The sequence below is a fragment of the Stenotrophomonas sp. YJH_SMC_91 genome (genome assembly GCF_059368495.1).
In genome coordinates, this window is sequence record NZ_JCAFRT010000016.1 from 78,155 (window position 1) to 95,600 (window position 17,446).

Consider the following 17,446-nt stretch of genomic DNA (forward strand, 5'->3'; position numbering starts at 1 on the left):
ACAACGGCAACGGGTAAAAGCCGCTGGCGTGTGCACGGCAGCGGCGGTGTTCGGGGGCAGCGGTCTTACGTGATGCGGTCGGCGGCCTCGGCCAGCAGGCGCCATGCCTTCAGCACGGCGTGCAGTTCATCCATGGAAAGCTCGCCGAACACGTCCTGGCGCAGGCCGATCAACTGGTCTTCCAGCTCGCTGACCAGCGCGTGTCCCGCGTCGGTCAGCCACAGCAGGTTGGCGCGGCGGTCGCTGGCGTCGCTCTCGCGGCGGACCAGGTCGCTGGCGCACAACTTGTCCAGCAGGCGCACCAGGGAGGGTCCTTCCATGCCCAGCTGCTGCGCCAGCGCCACCTGGCGGATGCCACCGCCGGAGCGGCCGATCATCAGCAGCGGCATGGTGCAGGCGGTGGAGATGCCGTAGCTGCCGAGCCGGCTGTCGGCCAGGCGCTGCCACTGCCGCCCTGCGTACAGCAGGCCGGAGCTGAGCTGCATCTGCAGCACGGTGCGCTCGTCGAGGGGTCGGTCCATAAGAGATAGATAGGATACTACTAATTTCATTCCTATCAATAGGCTTTTCTGAATGGGTGGGTGTAGTGAGGAAAGCGTTGCGCCTGCCTGGTGTCGGGTGGGGCAGCGGGCGCCGGACGGTGCAGGACACGCCGTGAACCCCCCTCCGGGGTCCGGCCCAGCCGCTGGCGGCCGTGCGTTCGGGCGCTTGCGAGGCATGCCTCGCAAGCAGGCGCCCTCACCCTTGGGGGCTCGGCCGCGGCTTGCTCGTGTGCGCTTCCTGCGCACACCGCAAGACCGGGGTCGGGCGTCCTGCCCAACCCGCCCGAGGCATGCCTCGGGCCCATGCCGCGGACGGTCCTGCCCGGCCCGGCCCCCGCTGCCTTCCCATCCCCCCGCGAGCGCGGTGGGTTGGCTCTTGGAAGCAAGAGCAGAAGCAGTGCGGACCAACGGTCCGCACCCACCAAAGCACAAGACACCACAGCAGCGGCGCGCCGCTTCCGAAGCCATGAACCCCCGCTTTTGCCCCCGCTTTCGGGGGGCAGGCCGCGCCCGCGGGACACCGCCAGGGAGTGGGAGAGGGGGCTGCGCAGGACCGTTGGCGCCATGGATGGCGCCATCGAGCCCCCATGGACGGGTTTACGGCGTGTCCTGCGCTGCCCCCTCTCCCACTCCAAACCGATAGCAACGACGCGCCAACAACGACCCCCGATGAACCGTCCCAACAGGACGACCCACCCCCCGGTCGGGTACGATGCTCGCCCCCCGTTCGGGACGCTGTACGCAATGAGCAAGAACAACGAAAAGGCCGCCCCGCAGGGCGACGTGACCCAGGACCAGGCCGAGGATGCCGTGCGCACCCTGCTGCGCTGGGCCGGTGAGGACCCGTCCCGTGAAGGCCTGCTGGATACCCCCCGCCGTGTCGCCGAAGCCTATGGCGACTGGTTCAGCGGTTACCGCGACGACCCGCGCGCCTACATGGAGCGGACCTTCGAGGAAGTGGCCGGCTACGACGAGCTGATCGTCCTGCGCGACATCGAGTACGAAAGCCACTGCGAGCACCACATGGCCCCGATCATCGGCCGCGTGCACGTCGGCTACCTGCCGGCCGGCAAGGTGGTGGGCATCAGCAAGCTGGCCCGTGTCGTCGAAGCCTACGCCCGCCGTTTCCAGGTGCAGGAGAAGATGACCGCGCAGATCGCCCAGTGCATCCAGGATGTGCTGCAGCCGATCGGCGTCGGCGTGGTCGTCGAAGGCGCCCACGAGTGCATGACCACCCGCGGCATCCACAAGCGCGGCGTCAGCATGGTCACCTCCAAGATGCTGGGCAGCTTCCGCGACGACGCGCGTACCCGCGCCGAGTTCCTGCGCTTCATCGAAGTGGGCGGCAAGCGCTGAGCCGCTTGCCCGCACCACGCCGGCTCCTGCAGGCCGGCATGCCCACGGCTGTCCACGCGGCAGCTGTGCATGGCGGTTTGTCCCTGTCAGCCCTACAGACTTCTTTCGCTGCATGAAGCATCGCGAACGCATTGCCCGTTACCGCCACCTGCGCGAACAGCCCCAGTGGAAGCTGCTTGCCGCCGACCACGCTCCGGAAATCATCGGCCTGCTGCAGGGCCTGCTGATGGACGGCGAGCGCACGCTGCCGTCCTCGGTACTGAACGAGCGACTGCAGCGCGCGCTGGACCAGCTGGCCGGCGATGAACTCTCGCGCGAGCTGCCGCGCACCGCCCAGGCCTACATCGCGCACTGGCTGGCCCAGGGCTGGCTGGAACGCCGTCTGCCCGAAGGCGCCGACCAGGAGCAGTACGAGCTGGCGACCGCGGCACTGCAGGCGATCCGCTTCGCCGACGGCCTCGAGCAGGCCCGCGTGGCCGCCACCGAAAGCCGCCTGGCGCTGGTCATTGAGCAGCTCTCGGCGCTGGCTGCGCAGACCGAAGCCGATCCCGATGCGCGCCTGTCCGCGCTGCACGACGAGCGCGACCGCATCGATGCCGAAATCGCCCGGGTCGGCACCGGCCGCGTGGTTGCGCTGGACGGCAAGCGCGCGCTGGAACGCACCCGCCAGATCATCGGCCTGGCCGACGAGCTGACCGAGGACTTCCGCCGCGTGCGCGATGACTTCGAGCAGCTCAACCGCGATTTCCGCGAACGCATCATCGACGACGAGGGCGAGCGCGGCGATGTGCTGTCGCAGCTGTTCGAAGGTGTGGATGTCATTGGCGAAAGTGACGCCGGGCGCAGTTTCCAGGCCTTCTGGCGCCTGCTCAACGACGCCGAACAGAGTGCCCAGCTCGATGCCGCGCTGGAAGCGGTGCTGGCGCGCGGCTTCGCCCGCCGCCTGGACCGCAACGAACGCAACTTCCTGCGCAGCTTCACCAGCACCATGCTCGAGCGCGGTGGCCAGGTACACGACGTCCTGCAGAACTTCGCGCGCAGCCTGCGCGGCTTCGTGCAGAGCCGTGGCTACCTGGAACAGCGCCGCCTCAACCAGTTGTTGAAGCAGGCGCAGTCCGAAGCGCTGGCCCTGCGCGACGAATTCCCCGCACAACGCGGCATCGGCCGCGACCTGCAGCTGACCACCAGCCGCCTGCGCTCGTGGTCGCAGTGGAAGCTGCATGATCCGCGCAGCGCCCAGGTCGACGGCAATGTCGAGTACAACGACGCGGCCGCGATCAGCCTGGAGAGCGTCGGCGACCTGGTCGCTTCGTCCGAAATCGACTTCCGCACCCTGCGCCGCGACCTGCACGACCTGCTCGATGCACAGCCGCGGCTCAGCATCGCCCAGGCCCTGTCGCAGCGCGAGGCGCCGCAAGGTCTTGGCAGCGTCATCGGCTATCTGTCGCTGGGCACGCGCTTCGGCAACGTGGTCGCCGGCGAGCAGGAGCTTGCGCAATGGCGTGGTGGCGACGGCCAGGTCCGTCGCGCCCGCATCCCGCTGGTTTGGTTCACCCAGGAGAGACGCCATGAGCTGGCATGAAGATCCCATCGACGCAGCGCAGGCCGACGTGGCGGAAGACGCCTACGAGGCCGAACCGGTGGCGGCCGTGGCGCAGCCCCGCCGTGGCAACGACGTGTACTACCTCGGCGATACCGGGCGCCTGCCGCTGGACGCACGCCGCGCGCTGTGCCAGCTGCTGATCGGCCCCAGCATCGACCAGCTGCGCCACGCCAAGCTGTGGCCGGCACTGATCCGCAGCGAGGCGGCCATCCGCTCCTCGCTGGCGGACCTGTTCCTGGAACTTGTGCTCGACCGTGACAGCGGCGTGGCCTTCACCCGCCAGGCCGATACCGAAGACGTGGATGCGCCGGTGCTGCTGCGCACCTCGCCGCTGACCTTCATCGACTCGGTGCTGCTGCTGTACCTGCGGCAGCAGCTGGCCGAGGCCGATGCGCGCGGCAACCGCGCGGTGGTCGCCGATGCCGAAATGGCCGAAGCACTGGCCATCTACGAAAAGAACCTGTCCACCGACCGCGCCGGCTTCAACCGCCGCGTCGCCTCGGCGGTGCAGAAGATGAAGGACAACCACATCCTGACCCGCCTCAGCGGCCAGGAAGACCGCCACGAAGTCTCGCCGGCGCTGAAGCTGCTGTTCTCCGCCGAAGACGTGTCCCAGCTCTCGGCGGTCTACCGCCAGCTGCGCGAAACCCCGGCCGCCGAGGCCTGAGAGACCCGACCATCGCATGGCTATCTCCAAGCACACTCCCGCCCTGTTCAACGAAGGCCTGCCGGACCCGCGCCTGCAGCAGTTCCGCATGCGCCGCCTGCAGGTGCACAACTGGGGCACCTTCAACGGCCTGACCGAAGTACCGATCGCCGAGCGCGGCTTCCTGTTCGTCGGACGTTCCGGCTCGGGCAAGTCGACACTGCTCGATGCCATGTCCGCGCTGCTGACGCCGCCGGCCATCGTCGACTTCAACGCTGCTGCGCGTGAAGCCGAGCGCAGTGGCCGCGACCGCAACCTGGTGTCCTACGTGCGTGGCGCGTGGGCTGACCAGCAGGACAGCGGCACCGGCGAAATCGCCACCCAGTACCTGCGCAAGGGCGCCACCTGGACCGCACTGGTGCTGGAATACCGCGCCGGCGATGGCCGCGTGGTCAGCCTGGTGCGCCTGCTGTGGATCTCCGGCAACGGCACCTCGGCCGGTGACGTGCGCAAGCACTACATGATTGCCGAGCGCCCGTTCGACATCGCCAAGGATCTTGGTGGGTTCGACCTGGACCTGCGCAAGCTCAAGCAGAAGCTGTCCGACCTGCACCACTTCGACACCTTCTCCGGCTACGCCGAGCGCTTCCGCGACCTGCTCGGCATCGACAATGAGATGGCGCTGCGCCTGCTGCACAAGACGCAGTCGGCGAAGAACCTGGGCGACCTCAACGTCTTCCTGCGCGACTTCATGCTCGACACGCCGAAGACCTTCGACGCCGCCGAGCGCCTGGTCAGCGACTTCGCCGAGCTCGATGGCGCGCACCAGGCGGTGGTCACCGCCCGTCGCCAGGTGGAGACCCTGCTGCCGGCACGCGCCTACTACAACGACCTGAAGGAAATGCACCGCCGGCGCGGCGACGACGAAGCCCTCAAGCTTGGCGTCGACAGCTTCCGTGAAAGCCGCCGCCAGGCGCTGATCGAAGCGCGCCTGCGCGAGATGGACGTGCGTGACCGTGGCCTGCTTGGCGAAGAAGCCCAGCGCCGTGCCGCACTGGACAATCACACCGAGCGCCTGGCCGAACTGGAACTGCAGCGCCGCCAGCAGGGTGGTGAGCGCATCGAAGAACTGGAACGCGAGCAGGGCCGCGCCGAAGCCGAGCGCGACCGCCGCCAGGCCAAGCGCGAGCAGGCAAGCCTGGCCGCGCAGCAGCTGGGGGCCGAACTGCCGGACGACGCACACGGCTTCGCCGAACTGGTTGAGCGCGCACAGAACGAGCTGCAGGACCGCCAGCGCGCCTCTTCGGCGCTGGACGATGCGATCAGCGATCGCCTGGGTGGCAAGCGCGATGACGAGCGCCGCTTCGGCGAGGTCCGTGCGGAACTCGAAGCGATGCAGCGCACGCCCTCCAACATCCCGGCGCCGATGCAGAAGCTGCGCGCGCGCCTGGCCGAGGAAACCGGCATCGCTGAAGCGGCGCTGCCGTTCGTCGGTGAACTGATCCAGGTCCGCTCGGAAGAGCAGGGCTGGCAGGGTGCCATCGAGCGCGTGCTGGGTGGCTTCGCGCTGTCGCTGCTGGTCGACGACAAGCATTACAACGACGTCGCCGAGTGGGTGAACCGTACCCACCTGGGCATGCGCTTCACCTACTACCGCGTGCGCCGCAACGATGATGCGTTCGCCCGTGAGCCGTCGGCGAAGTCGCTGCTGCACAAGCTGGAACTGCGCGAACACGTGTTCGAAAGCTGGCTGCGCCGCGAGCTCGGCAAGCGATTCGACTACGAGTGCGTGGATGCCAAGCAGCTGCGCAACGTCGACCGCGGCATCACCCGCGAAGGCCAGGTCAAGCATCCGGGCGACCGTTTCGAGAAGGATGACCGCAGTGCGGTGGGCGACCGCCGTCGCTGGATCCTCGGCTTCAACAACCACGACAAGGTGGGCGCCTTCGAGCGCGAAGCTCAGGAACTGGCCAAGCGCATCGCCAGCTGCGAGACCGACATCGCGCGCCTGCGTGGGCAGCGTGACCGCGACAACGAACGCCGCCTGGCCTGCCACGAGCTGGTCAGCATCAGCTGGAACGAGATCGACATCGCCGCCCCGCAGCAGCGCCTGAGCGACATCGAGGCCACGCTGCGCGACCTGCGCGAAGGCAATGCCGACCTCGCCAAGCTGGCCAAGCAGATTGACGCCGTGCGCGCCGACATCGAGCAGGCCCGCCGCACCTATGAAGACGTCCGCGTCGAGCGCGGGCAGCTGGTCAAGGAACGCGACCGCCTGGACCGCGCGCGCCAGCAGAGCCGTGCGCTGGTGCTGCCGAGCCTGGCCCAGGAGCAGGAAGCCGGCCTTGCCGAGCGCCTGCAGGAGCAGGGTCCGCTCAGCCTGGAAACGCTGGAAGCGCACATGCGCCAGGTCAGCAACGCGCTGAACGAGCAGCTGTCGTCCTCGCAGCAGGACCTCAACCGCATCGAGAACCAGCTGATCGGCTGCTTCCGTCGCTTCATCCAGCAATGGCCGGAGGAATCGGGCGACTTCACCGTGTCGGTGGCCTCGGCCGAGGACTTCCTCGCACGCCTCGAACGACTGGAGCGCGATGGCCTGCCGCAGCACGAAGAGCGCTTCTTCGATCTGCTGCAGAACCAGAGCAAGAACAACCTGCTGGCCCTGCAGCGCCACAGCGCCGAGGCCCGCAAGTCGATCGGCCAGCGCCTGGACGAAGTGAACGCCAGCCTGGAACAGGTGCCGTTCAACCGCGGTACGTTGCTGACCATCGAACTGAGCGACCGTCGTCTGCCGGAAGTGGGCGAGTTCCAGCTGCAGCTGCGCGAAGTGCTGTCGCAGCAGCAGACCGAGCAGCGCGAGCTGGCCGAATCGCAGTTCACCGTGCTGCGCCAGCTGGTCAACCGCCTGGGCTCGCAGGAAGGCGAGGACAAGCGTTGGCGGGAGCTGGTGCTGGACGTGCGCATGCACGTGGAGTTCATCGGCGTCGAGCTGGATGCGGAAACGCGCCAGCAGGTCGAGATCTACCGCAGCGGCGCCGGCAAGTCCGGTGGCCAGCGCCAGAAACTGGCTACCACCTGCCTGGCCGCGGCGCTGCGCTACCAGCTCGGCGGTGCTGACAGCCAGCTGCCCAGCTACGCCGCAGTGGTGCTCGACGAAGCCTTCGACAAGGCCGACAACGAGTTCACCGCACTGGCAATGAACATCTTCGACAACTTCGGCTTCCAGATGGTGGTTGCCACCCCGCTGAAGTCGGTGATGACGCTGGAACCGTTCATCGGCGGCGCCTGCTTCGTCGAAATCAGCGGCCGCCACGACTCCGGCGTGCTGCTGATCGAGTATGACGAGGAAGGCAAGCGCCTGAAGCTGCCCGAGCGCAGCCGCCAGCAGGCCAACGAACCGGAAGAAGCCGACGCCTGACCTGGCCGATTGAAGGGGAATGCCGGCCAGCGGCCGGCACTACCCATGGGCGGGGTTCATGACCTGATCGGATGGGGATGCCGGCCAGCGGCCGGCACTACCCATGGGCGGGGTTCATGACCCGGTAGTGCCGGCCGCTGGCCGGCAACCGCGTTCACGCAGCGCGGAACGTATCCCACGCCATCCGCGCGATCAGCACCACCACCAGCCCCACGAACAGCTTGCGGATGAACGGCGTGCCGCCCTTCAGCGCCAGGCGCGTGCCCACCACCGAGCCGATGATGTTGGCCGCCGCCATCGGCAGCGCGAACAGCCACAGGATGTTGCCGGTCGGCACGAAGAACGAGATCGCCGCCACATTCGTCGCCAGGTTCACCACCTTTGATGCCGCCGAGGCGCGCAGGAAATCCAGCCCGAAGAAGCGCACGAACAGGAAGATCAGGAAGCTGCCGGTGCCCGGCCCGAAGAAGCCGTCGTAGAAGCCGATCGCCGCACCGATCGCCAGCGCGATCACCAGTTCGCGGCGACCGATCTCCTGCGGACGGTGCAGCGCGCCGAAGTCCTTCTTCCACAGTGTGTAGGCCAGCATCGCGACCAGCAGCACCAGCACCAGTGGGCGCACCGCGTCCTTGGGCAGCAGGCTTACCGCGGTGGCGCCGGCGAAGGAGAAGATGAAGGCCGTGCCGGCCGCGAACAACACCGGCTTCCACGGGAAGCGCACGTTGCGCGCATAGCGCCAGGCGGCCGCACCGGTACCGAACATCGAACTGAACTTGTTGGTACCAAACAGCATCGCCGGCGTCTGCTGCGGCAGCACCGTGAACAGGCCAGGCAGCTGCACCAGCCCACCGCCACCGACGGCGGCATCGACCAGCCCGGCGATGAAGGCGATGACCACCAGCCACCACAACTCAGGGGGAACCAGTTCCAGCACGGCGATCAATCGATATGGGGGCGCGACAGCATACGCCTGTCCTGCACTGGTTGACCGGTGCCCCGCGTGGATCCATCCGCACAACCCGGCGACAATGTCCGCATGAGCCGAAAACCCACCGATCCCTGCCCCTGCGGCCTTCCCGCCGAGTACGCCGCCTGCTGTGGCCGTTTCCATGCCGGTGAGGCCGCCCCCGATGCCGAGCGCCTGATGCGATCACGTTACAGCGCCTATGTGCGGGGGCTGGCGGACTATCTGCGCCAGAGCTGGCATCCGGATACCCGTCCGGCCGAGTTGTCGCTGGATGATGCACCCGGCCAGCGTACGCATTGGCTGGGCCTGACCGTGCACGAGCACACCGTCACCGGCGCCGACAGCGCCGAAGTGCGTTTCACCGCCCGCTACCGCGTGGGCGGCGGCAGCGCGGTGAAGATGGCCGAGCACAGCCGCTTCCTGCGCGTCGACGGCCGCTGGTACTACCTCGACGCGGTGTGAGCCTCAGCCGCCGCGTGCCGCCAGCACGCGCTGGCCGGCATGCGCGCGGACCTGGTTGCGGCCACCGTCCTTGGCTGCGTACAGCGCCTGGTCGGCGGCCTTGATCACTGCCGCTGGCCGCTCATCCACGCGGCTGTCTGCCAGCCCGATGCTCACTGTCACCTGCACCGTCTGCCCGCTTCCGCCGCGTCCGCGCTGCCGGCGCCCTGTTTCATCGTCGCGGCTGCGTGTGCTCCGGTCGCGCAGCTGCATGCGGGTGTCCTCGATGGTCTGCCGCAGCGCCTCGACTGCATCCACGCAGGCGGCTGCGGGACGATCCAGGAACACCACCGCGAACTCCTCGCCGCCATAGCGGAACGCCCGGCCACCATCGCCCACCCGGCCCAGGCGCGAGGCCACCAGGCGCAGCACGTCGTCGCCGGTGTCGTGGCCGTGGGTGTCGTTGAACGACTTGAAGTGGTCCACGTCCACCATCGCGATGCTGTAGGTGCCGCGCGCCCGCTGCAGGGTCTCATTGAAGGCGCGGCGCCCCGGCAGGCCGGTCAGCTCATCGCGGAAGGCCATATGGAAGGACTCCTGCAGCATCGCGCCCAGCATCAGCAGCAGGGCCGCGCTGGCCAGTGCCGGCAGTAGCACCGGCTGCAGGAACACCCGTGGCAGCATCCACCACAGGCACAGCAGGGCCAGCAGCATCGCCGTGTGCAACGGGCGCGGATGCCGCCAGGCCTGCCAGCCCAGCGCGGCGGTTGCCAGAAGGAACAGCAGCGCTGGCAGCTGTGCCAGCGCGTTCCAGTCGGCCGGAATCCAGCTCCAGTGGCGGTTGGACAGCAGATCGTGCATGCCCCGGGGTTGCTGCGTGGCCAGTAGCAGGAAGATCATCAGCGCGGTGCCACTGGCAACACTCCGCAACAGCAGGTCGTGGCGGCGCCGCCCGCGCTCGGGCCACAATGCCAGGCCCGCGAACAGCAAGGGCAACCAGGCCGAAATGGCATGGAAGCGCAGCGGTGTCAGCGCCGTGACGTGGCCGCTGTGCAGGTAGCCGCCCACGTCCTGGTGCAGCAGCGCGAACATGACCGCCACCACCAGCAGCAGGCAGAGCGTACGCACCTGGTGGTAGAGCAGGGCAAGGCCGGCGCCGAGGCAGGCCAGCAGCCAGGGCAGGATGCGTTGGGCCGGACTGGCAACGTCTTCGTTGCCCAGTGCTGCCCACAGCACCACGGCAACCAGCACGGCGGGCAGCACGAACAGGTAATGCGCAGGCTGGCGGAGCGGATGCAGGGGCAAGCAGGAATTCCAGCGCGGTGACGACGCGGCCGCAGCATTGCCGTTAGCGGCGTTCGCACCGGCTTCTTGAATGCGGGATGGTCACGCATGTGAACGCGTTGACGTCGAACGATGACATGGCACTCACCCTGTTGCGCAGATGCTGCCCGGATGGACAGCGTAGCCACCGCCGTCGCTGCCCCGCAGCGCGATCTCGCCCGCCAGTACGCATGTGTGCGGAACCGCAGCATGCAGCTGGCAGCCCCCCTCAGCGCCGAAGATGCCATGCTGCAGAGCATGGCCGATGCCAGCCCGAGCAAATGGCACCTGGCCCACACCACCTGGTTCTTCGAACGCTTCGTGCTGGCCGGCTTCCCACCTGCACCGGCGCATGACCCTGCCTGGGAGTACCTGTTCAACAGCTACTACAAGAGCCTCGGCCCGGCGCATGCCCGGCCGCAGCGTGGGCTGCTGTCGCGGCCATCGCTGCAGCAGGTGCGCGACTACCGCCAGCAGGTCGATGCACAGGTGCAATCGCGGCTGGCGGCAGGCGACCTTGATGAGCAGGCACTGCAGCACCTGCAGTTGGGCCTGCAGCACGAACAGCAGCACCAGGAACTGCTGCTCACCGACATCAAGCACGCGTTCTGGTGCAATCCGTTGCAGCCGGCCTACCGCGAGGACCTGCAGCCTGCAACCAGCGCTGCCAGTGCGCAGGGCTGGATCGAGTCGCCCGAGCGCATCGTCACCATCGGCGCCGCAGCATGGCCGCAGCACACCGCCTTCGCCTACGACAACGAATCGCCGGCGCATCGCGTGCTGCTCCCCGCGCACGCACTGGCCGAGCGCCCCGTCAGCAATGCCGAGTACCGCGCCTTCATCGACGCCGGCGGCTACCGCGAACCGCGCTGGTGGCTCAGCGAAGGCTGGGCGCTGCGCGAAGCCGAGGGCTGGCAGCACCCGCTGTACTGGGATGACGCCCTGCAGCGCGAGTACACCCTGGGCGGTTGGCGCGAACTGGATCCGCATGCGCCGGTCTGCCACCTCAGCTACTACGAGGCCGATGCCTGCGCCCGCTGGGCCGGTGCGCGCCTGCCCAGCGAGTTCGAGTGGGAGGCTGCCGCCGCAACGCTGCCGCCTCGCGGTCATTTTGCCGATGACGATCGGCTGCACCCGCAGGCTGCAGGGGGCAGTGGACTGCGTCAGCTGTTCGGCGATGTATGGGAATGGACCCACAGCGCGTATGGCGCCTACCCGGGCTTCCGCCCTTTCGCCGGCAACCTCGGTGAATACAACGGCAAGTTCATGTGCGGGCAATGGGTGCTGCGCGGTGGCAGCTGCGCCACGCCGCCTGGCCACGTGCGTGCCAGCTACCGCAACTTCTTCATGCCCCCGGCGCGTTGGCAGTTCTCCGGGCTGCGCCTGGCCAGGGACCTCGCATGAGTACGGTGCACGACGCACTGCAGGCGCTGACCGATCTCACCCCCAGCCGCCAGCAGATCCTCACCGACGTGGTGGCCGGGTTGTCGCGCACGCCGCGCCAGCTGCCGTCCAAGTACTTCTACGATGCGCGCGGCTCGCGCCTGTTCGAGCAGATCACGCAGACCCCCGAGTACTACCCCACGCGCACCGAGCTGGCCCTGCTTTCACGGGTACTGCCGGACATCGCCCGAAGCGTCGGGCCGCACCTGCACGTGGTGGAACTGGGCAGCGGCAGTGGCCGCAAGACCGCGTTGCTGCTGGCCGCCCTGCACGACCCGGTGGCCTACACGCCGATTGAAATCTCGCGTGCCGCGCTGCTGTCCAGCATCGACCATCTGGCCCCGGCGCTGCCCGAGGTGGAGATGCTGCCGGTCTGTGCCGACTTTACCCGTCCCGTCGCCGTACCCATGCCCGAACGCGAACCCGCGCGACGGCTGCTGTTCTTCCCCGGTTCCACGCTGGGCAACTTTGAAGGCGAGGACGCGGTCGCGCTGCTGCGCGCGATGCGCCAGACCATGGGGCGTGATGGCCTGGCCCTGGTCGGCATCGACCTGCACAAGGACCCGGCGCTGATCAAGGCGGCCTACAACGATGCGCAGGGCGTCACCGCCGCATTCACCCTCAACCTGCTGGCCCGCCTCAACCGCGAGGTCGGCAGCGACTTCGATCTGCAGGGCTTCCGTCATCGTGCCCGCTACAGCGTCGCGCGGCTGCGCATCGAGACCGATCTGGTCAGCCAGCGGGCACAGGACGTCCATCTGGATGGCCGGACCTTCCATTTCGAGGCCGACGAACCGATCCGCGTCGAATACAGCCACAAGTACACCGACGAGAGCTTCGAAGCGCTGCTGCAGCCGGCTGGCCTGCAGGTCATGCAGCGCTGGGATGCTGAAGGCCCGGCCTATGGCCTGCGCCTGTTGCGTGCCATCTAGGGCGGACGGCCAGCCGGTACCGCTTCAGGTTCAGCAGCACCGCTACCCCTAAGATGGCCGTGCAACGGCAACACGGAGGACGCCATGCCCATTCTGACCACGCTCGGCCTGGCGGCCGCTCTTGCCTCGGCGCCGACAGCGCCCGCCGCTCCTGCCGGCGACATCGATCCGGCGTTCAGCCGCTGCCTGTCGGGCCTGCAGGCCACCGCTGCGACACAAGGCATCAGTGCCGACCGTTTCAACGCGATCACCGCCGGCCTCACCCCGGACCCCACCGTGCTCGGCCTGCTCGATGCACAGCCCGAATTCACCACGCCGATCTGGGACTACCTGGCCGCGCTGGTCGATCGCCAGCGCGTGGCTGATGGCCGCGCCCTGCTGCAGCAGCACCGCGACCTGCTCGATCGCGTGTCGGCGCAGTACGGCGTCGATCCGGCTACCATCGTCGCGGTCTGGGGCGTGGAGAGCGACTACGGCCGCGTGTTCGGCAAGCGCCCGCTGCTGCAGTCATTGGCCACGCTGTCCTGCGCCGGCCGTCGCCAACCCTTCTTCCGCGGTGAACTGCTGGCGCTGCTCAAGCTGATCGATCGCGGCGACCTGCAGGCCCAGGGGCTCACCGGCTCCTGGGCCGGTGCCTTCGGGCATACGCAGTTCATGCCCAGCACCTATGCACGCATCGCCGTGGACGGTGATGGCGATGGCCGCCGCGATCTGGTCGGCAGCATTCCCGATGCACTGGCTTCCACCGCCAACTACCTCAAGCGCGCCGGCTGGCGCAGCGGCGAGCCGTGGGGCATGGAAGTCCGCGTTCCTGCGGGCTTCAACGCAAGCCAGGCCGGCCGCACCCAGCGTCGCGCCCTGGCCGACTGGCGTGCGCAGGGCGTGACCGCGCTGGATGGCAGCGTGTTGGCTCCGGCCAACCTGCCGGCGGATGCGCGCGCCGCGCTGCTGCTGCCGGCCGGCAACAGGGGCCCGGCATTGCTGGTGTTCCGCAACTACGACGCGATCTACAGCTACAACGCCGCCGAAAGCTATGCGCTGGCGATCGCGACGCTGGCTGACCAATTGCGTGGCGGCAACGGGTTGGCCACCGCCTGGCCGACCGATGACCCGGGCCTGGGCCGCGATGAGCGCCGCCAGCTGCAGACCCTGCTGCTGGCCCGCGGCCACGATATCGGTGCCGCCGACGGCATGATCGGTACCGCCACGCGCCGCGCGATCCAGGCCGAGCAGCAGCGCCTGGGCTGGAGCGAGGTGGACGGCCGCGCAGGCCAGCGCATCCTGCGCACGCTGCAGGAAGAGGCGACCGCCATCGCACCCGCTGGGCAGAAAGCCTTGCCGGCGGCACGTTGACCGCGACATCATCGCCGCGGTCTTCAAGGAGCGTCATCGCATGCAGTCGAATCCGGACATCAGCACCGGCCTGTATCACGGCCTGGAGGCCTGGCAGGTGCGAACCGCCAACGCCACGGCGGTCGTCAGCGTGTTCGGCGGCCAGCTGCTGTCGTTCATTCCTGATGGGCAGCCCGATCTGCTGTGGCTTTCGCCCACGCGCGCCGAGCTGCCCACGCCCATCCGCGGTGGCGTCCCGGTGTGCTGGCCGTGGTTCGGTCGCCAGGGCCAGAGCGCCGATGTACCGGCGCATGGCCTGGTACGTACCGCGCGCTGGGAGCTTCTGCAGGCCAGCCAGCGCGATGATGGCGAGGTCGAGCTGCAGTTGGCGCCTGCGCCCAGCGCCGATCGCGGCCTGCGCCTGCAGATGCAGTTGCGCATTGGCCGCCAGCTGCGCCAGCAGCTGGTCACCGAGAACACCGGAACCTCGCCGGTGACATTCACCCAGGCCCTGCACAGCTATTTCCGGGTGGGCGATGCCAAGCGGGTCGAGGTCGAGGGCCTTGACGGCCTGCAGTACCTGGACAAGTACGAGGACTATGCACAGCTGCGCCTGCAACAGGGACCGTGGTCATTGCGCGATCCGCGTGATCCCGGTCGCAGCGATCGCATCTATACCCGTGCCGGGGGCCATTACGTGCTGCATGATCCCGTACTGCAGCGGCGGATCGAGATCCGCAGCGAAGGCAGCCAGACGCTGGTGGTCTGGAATCCGGGTGCCGAGGCGGCAGCCAGGATGGCCGATGTCGGCGAGGGCTGGCGCGATTACGTATGCCTAGAAGTGGCGAACGCAGGCCCGGAGCAGATTACGCTTGCGCCGGGTGCGCGCCATCAGCTGGTGCAGACCCTGGGCAGTACCGCGCTGTAGGCGCGGGCAGCGATTTCAGTTTGTCGATGCAGGTAGCAAGGACGGAAAAACATGCAGGAAGCACAATGGTGGTACGCCAATGGCAGGCAGAGCAGTGGGCCGGTGGATCTGGCCGGTCTTCGCCAGCTGCAGCAGGAAGGGACGGTTACGGCGCGCACCCTGCTCTGGTGCGAAGGCATGCCCTCATGGCGGCCGTTGGCGGAACTGGAGCAGGCTTCCACCCCCGTCGAGGTGGTTCCGGCCCTGGATATCGACGCAGCCCCTGCGGTTGGGGGCATCGCGCCGAATGTCGGCGACCCGTCCGATCCCTATCGTGCGCCGGTCGCTGCACCGGACAGGGCTGCGGCTGCCGGGCTGGAGGGCGAGATGGCCTTGTACGCCAGCGTGGTCGGCGGCAACTTCCCGATCTATCGCCAGCGCTGGCGGCTGGATCAGGGCATTGCCACGGGCAGTGGCACCTGGCATTGGCCGGCCTTCCTGCTCGGCCTGATCTGGATGATGTACCGCAGGATGTACCGCCTGGCGGCGATGTGGGCTGGCCTGCTGCTGCTGATCAGCGTGGTGGAGACCTTGCTGGATGTGCCGGATGGCCTGTCGCTGGTCATCACCTTCGCGCTGAGCATCACCACCGGCATCTTTGGCAACAACTGGTACCTGGCGCACTGCCAGCGCCTGATCGCCCAGGCCCGTGCCGTCACCGGCGACGATGATGCACGGCTGCGCAGCGAGCTGACCGCGCGTGGCGGCACCAGCGTGGTCGCCACACTGATCGCCATCGTCATCGCGGTGGCGCTGAGCATCGTCGGCGCCGCATTGGCCGGGTAGGGTGGGTCAGCGGTCCTGACGGGGCCGCAGCACCAGCAGGCACAGCGCACCGGCCACCAGGCCCCAGAACGCCGAGCCGATGCCGGCCAGTGAGACGCCCGAGGCGGTGACCAGGAAGGTGACCAGTGCCGCCTCGCGGTCCCGCTCTACCGCCAGCGCACTGGCCAGGCTGTTGGCGATGGTGCCGAACAGCGCGATACCGGCCACGCAGGCCACCAGCTCCTTGGGGAAGGCAGCGAACAGTGCGGCCACGGTGGCACCGAACAGTCCGATGACGATGTAGAAGGCACCTGCCGCCATGGCGGCGGTATAGCGTCGTGCCGGGTCCTCATGTGCATCACGGCCCATGCAGATCGCGGCGGTGATTGCCGCCAGGTTCAGCGCGTACGCACCGAACGGCGCCAGTAGTGTATTGACCACACCGATCCAGCCGATCAGCGGCGACACCGGGGCGTCGTAGCCGGATGCCCGCATCACCGCCACGCCCGGAATGTTCTGCGAGGCCATGGTGACCACGAACAGGGGCAGGGCGATGCCGGCCACCGCGGTCCAGGACAGGGATGGGGTCACCCATTGCGGTACCGCCAGTTGCAGCTGCACCTGCTGTGCGTGCAGCAGGCCACGGCTGGCCGCAATCGCGATGCCGACCAGCAGGGTGGCGATGACCGCATAGCGCGGGAACAGGCGGCGTCCGGCCAGCCACGTGGCGAACATGGCCAGCGCCAGTACCAGCTGGGTGTTCATGGCCACGAACACGTCCAGACCGAAGCGCAGCAGCACCCCGGCCAGCATGCCGGCGGCCAGCGCCATCGGTACCCGTTGCATCAACCGGGCGAAGATGCCGGAGAAGCCAGCCAGCATGCCCAGAACCGCAGCGAGCAGGAATGCGCCGGTGGCCTCGGAAAGAGATGCGCCGCCGGCACCGACCACCAGCATCGCCGCGCCCGGTGTCGACCATGCGGTCACCACCGGTACCCGATAGCGTAGTGACAGCCCGATGCAGGTGACACCCATGCCCAGTCCCAGTGCCCACATCCATGAGGCGATCTGCGCCTGATTGGCACCGACAGCTTGTGCAGCCTGGAACACGATGACGGCCGAACTGGCGAAGCCGACCAGCACAGTAATGAAGCCGGCAACGAGGGCCGGTACTGAAAGGTCGCGCCACCACGCTTGCCGCACCTGCATGTTCATTGCCGTCTCTCCACTGTGCATCCGTGCATTGATAGCCCTTGTGGCGTTGACCGCGCAACGCGCGGTCAACGCCACAGTGATCTTCGAGCGTATGCCATGCGTGACGTTGCCTTGGTTCTGTCATCACCCTGCAAAAAAATGCTTGACGAAATCTGCAGGATCTCTAGAATTCGCTCCCTTGCTGCAGCGCACCGCTTCTTCGGAAACGGCACGCAAACAGCAACGCCACCACCGACGAACGAGATGATCGAACGAAGGTGTTGACGGACTCGAAAAGTCCGGCATAATAGGCGGCTCGCAACGACGAAAGGCCTTCGGGTCCAACGCCGAAGCAGCATCGGCAACAACGTCCACCCCGGTGAGACGGCCTTGAAAAAAGGTGTTGACGAAGCGGAAAAGCCGGCTATAATGGGCGGCTCGCTACGAAGGAAACTTCGTAGCACACGGGAACGGCGCTGAGGCCACTTCCCTCGATCTTTGAAAGTATGCGCAGGTA

The 17,446-nt window shown here is 67.9% G+C and carries 14 protein-coding genes; 10 read left to right on the plus strand and 4 right to left on the minus strand.

Translation table 11 applies throughout. From position 1 onward, the window contains the following. Positions 1 to 65: 65 nt before the first annotated feature. Positions 66 to 521, minus strand: a complete 456-nt coding sequence (locus AC5P5X_RS17295; RefSeq protein ID WP_012481667.1) for a MarR family winged helix-turn-helix transcriptional regulator — start codon at positions 519 to 521, stop codon at positions 66 to 68. A gap of 765 nt (positions 522 to 1,286) precedes the next feature. On the opposite strand from AC5P5X_RS17295, the gene folE reads away from it, so the two are divergent. The 4 genes from folE (at position 1,287) to AC5P5X_RS17315 (ending at position 7,565) form a co-directional block, all read left to right on the plus strand. Next, positions 1,287 to 1,898 carry a GTP cyclohydrolase I FolE gene (folE, locus tag AC5P5X_RS17300; protein WP_004141296.1) on the plus strand — a complete coding sequence of 204 codons (612 nt, stop codon included), beginning with the start codon at positions 1,287 to 1,289 and terminating at the stop codon, positions 1,896 to 1,898. Positions 1,899 to 2,010: 112 nt separating this feature from the next. Then, a complete protein-coding gene (locus AC5P5X_RS17305) occupies positions 2,011 to 3,480 on the plus strand; it encodes a DUF3375 domain-containing protein (protein WP_005411693.1) in 1,470 nt (489 codons plus the stop codon). Beyond that, positions 3,467 to 4,168: a DUF4194 domain-containing protein gene (locus AC5P5X_RS17310; protein WP_005411692.1), complete on the plus strand. Its 702-nt coding sequence runs from the start codon at positions 3,467 to 3,469 to the stop codon at positions 4,166 to 4,168. The genes AC5P5X_RS17305 and AC5P5X_RS17310 overlap by 14 nt, the downstream gene beginning before the upstream one ends. A gap of 16 nt (positions 4,169 to 4,184) precedes the next feature. Then, entirely contained in the window at positions 4,185 to 7,565 is a 3,381-nt protein-coding gene (locus AC5P5X_RS17315) for an ATP-binding protein (protein ID WP_012481665.1), read from the plus strand. A gap of 154 nt (positions 7,566 to 7,719) precedes the next feature. Here the strand turns inward: AC5P5X_RS17315 and AC5P5X_RS17320 are convergent, their stop codons facing one another. Further along, complete coding sequence (locus AC5P5X_RS17320; RefSeq protein WP_005411690.1) at positions 7,720 to 8,499, minus strand: sulfite exporter TauE/SafE family protein; 780 nt, start codon at positions 8,497 to 8,499, stop codon at positions 7,720 to 7,722. A 102-nt stretch (positions 8,500 to 8,601) separates the two neighbouring features. Between AC5P5X_RS17320 and AC5P5X_RS17325 the strand changes: the two genes are divergently transcribed. Then, positions 8,602 to 8,994 (plus strand): YchJ family protein, encoded by a 393-nt coding sequence (locus AC5P5X_RS17325; RefSeq protein ID WP_005414942.1) that lies wholly within the window; start codon positions 8,602 to 8,604, stop codon positions 8,992 to 8,994. Between the two features lie 3 nt (positions 8,995 to 8,997). On the opposite strand, the gene AC5P5X_RS17330 is transcribed toward AC5P5X_RS17325, so the two are convergent. Continuing rightward, the gene (locus AC5P5X_RS17330) at positions 8,998 to 10,278 is read right to left on the minus strand and encodes a GGDEF domain-containing protein (protein ID WP_065184131.1); all 1,281 of its coding nucleotides are present in this window, start codon (positions 10,276 to 10,278) and stop codon (positions 8,998 to 9,000) included. Positions 10,279 to 10,428: 150 nt separating this feature from the next. On the opposite strand from AC5P5X_RS17330, the gene egtB reads away from it, so the two are divergent. The 5 genes from egtB to AC5P5X_RS17355 all read left to right on the plus strand — a co-directional run bounded on the left by egtB (position 10,429) and on the right by AC5P5X_RS17355 (position 15,756). Further along, complete coding sequence (gene egtB, locus AC5P5X_RS17335; protein WP_111189315.1) at positions 10,429 to 11,700, plus strand: ergothioneine biosynthesis protein EgtB; 1,272 nt, start codon at positions 10,429 to 10,431, stop codon at positions 11,698 to 11,700. Then, positions 11,697 to 12,671: an L-histidine N(alpha)-methyltransferase gene (egtD, locus tag AC5P5X_RS17340; protein WP_049418112.1), complete on the plus strand. Its 975-nt coding sequence runs from the start codon at positions 11,697 to 11,699 to the stop codon at positions 12,669 to 12,671. The genes egtB and egtD overlap by 4 nt, the downstream gene beginning before the upstream one ends. 84 nt (positions 12,672 to 12,755) lie before the next feature. Further along, positions 12,756 to 14,024 carry a lytic murein transglycosylase gene (locus AC5P5X_RS17345; protein ID WP_099527736.1) on the plus strand — a complete coding sequence of 423 codons (1,269 nt, stop codon included), beginning with the start codon at positions 12,756 to 12,758 and terminating at the stop codon, positions 14,022 to 14,024. Positions 14,025 to 14,064: 40 nt separating this feature from the next. Then, positions 14,065 to 14,931 carry a D-hexose-6-phosphate mutarotase gene (locus tag AC5P5X_RS17350; RefSeq protein WP_111189316.1) on the plus strand — a complete coding sequence of 289 codons (867 nt, stop codon included), beginning with the start codon at positions 14,065 to 14,067 and terminating at the stop codon, positions 14,929 to 14,931. 51 nt (positions 14,932 to 14,982) lie between these two features. After that, positions 14,983 to 15,756, plus strand: a complete 774-nt coding sequence (locus AC5P5X_RS17355) for a DUF2628 domain-containing protein (protein ID WP_111189317.1) — start codon at positions 14,983 to 14,985, stop codon at positions 15,754 to 15,756. Positions 15,757 to 15,762: 6 nt separating this feature from the next. Here the strand turns inward: AC5P5X_RS17355 and AC5P5X_RS17360 are convergent, their stop codons facing one another. Then, entirely contained in the window at positions 15,763 to 16,950 is a 1,188-nt protein-coding gene (locus tag AC5P5X_RS17360; protein WP_005411682.1) for a benzoate/H(+) symporter BenE family transporter, read from the minus strand. Positions 16,951 to 17,446: the final 496 nt, after the last annotated feature.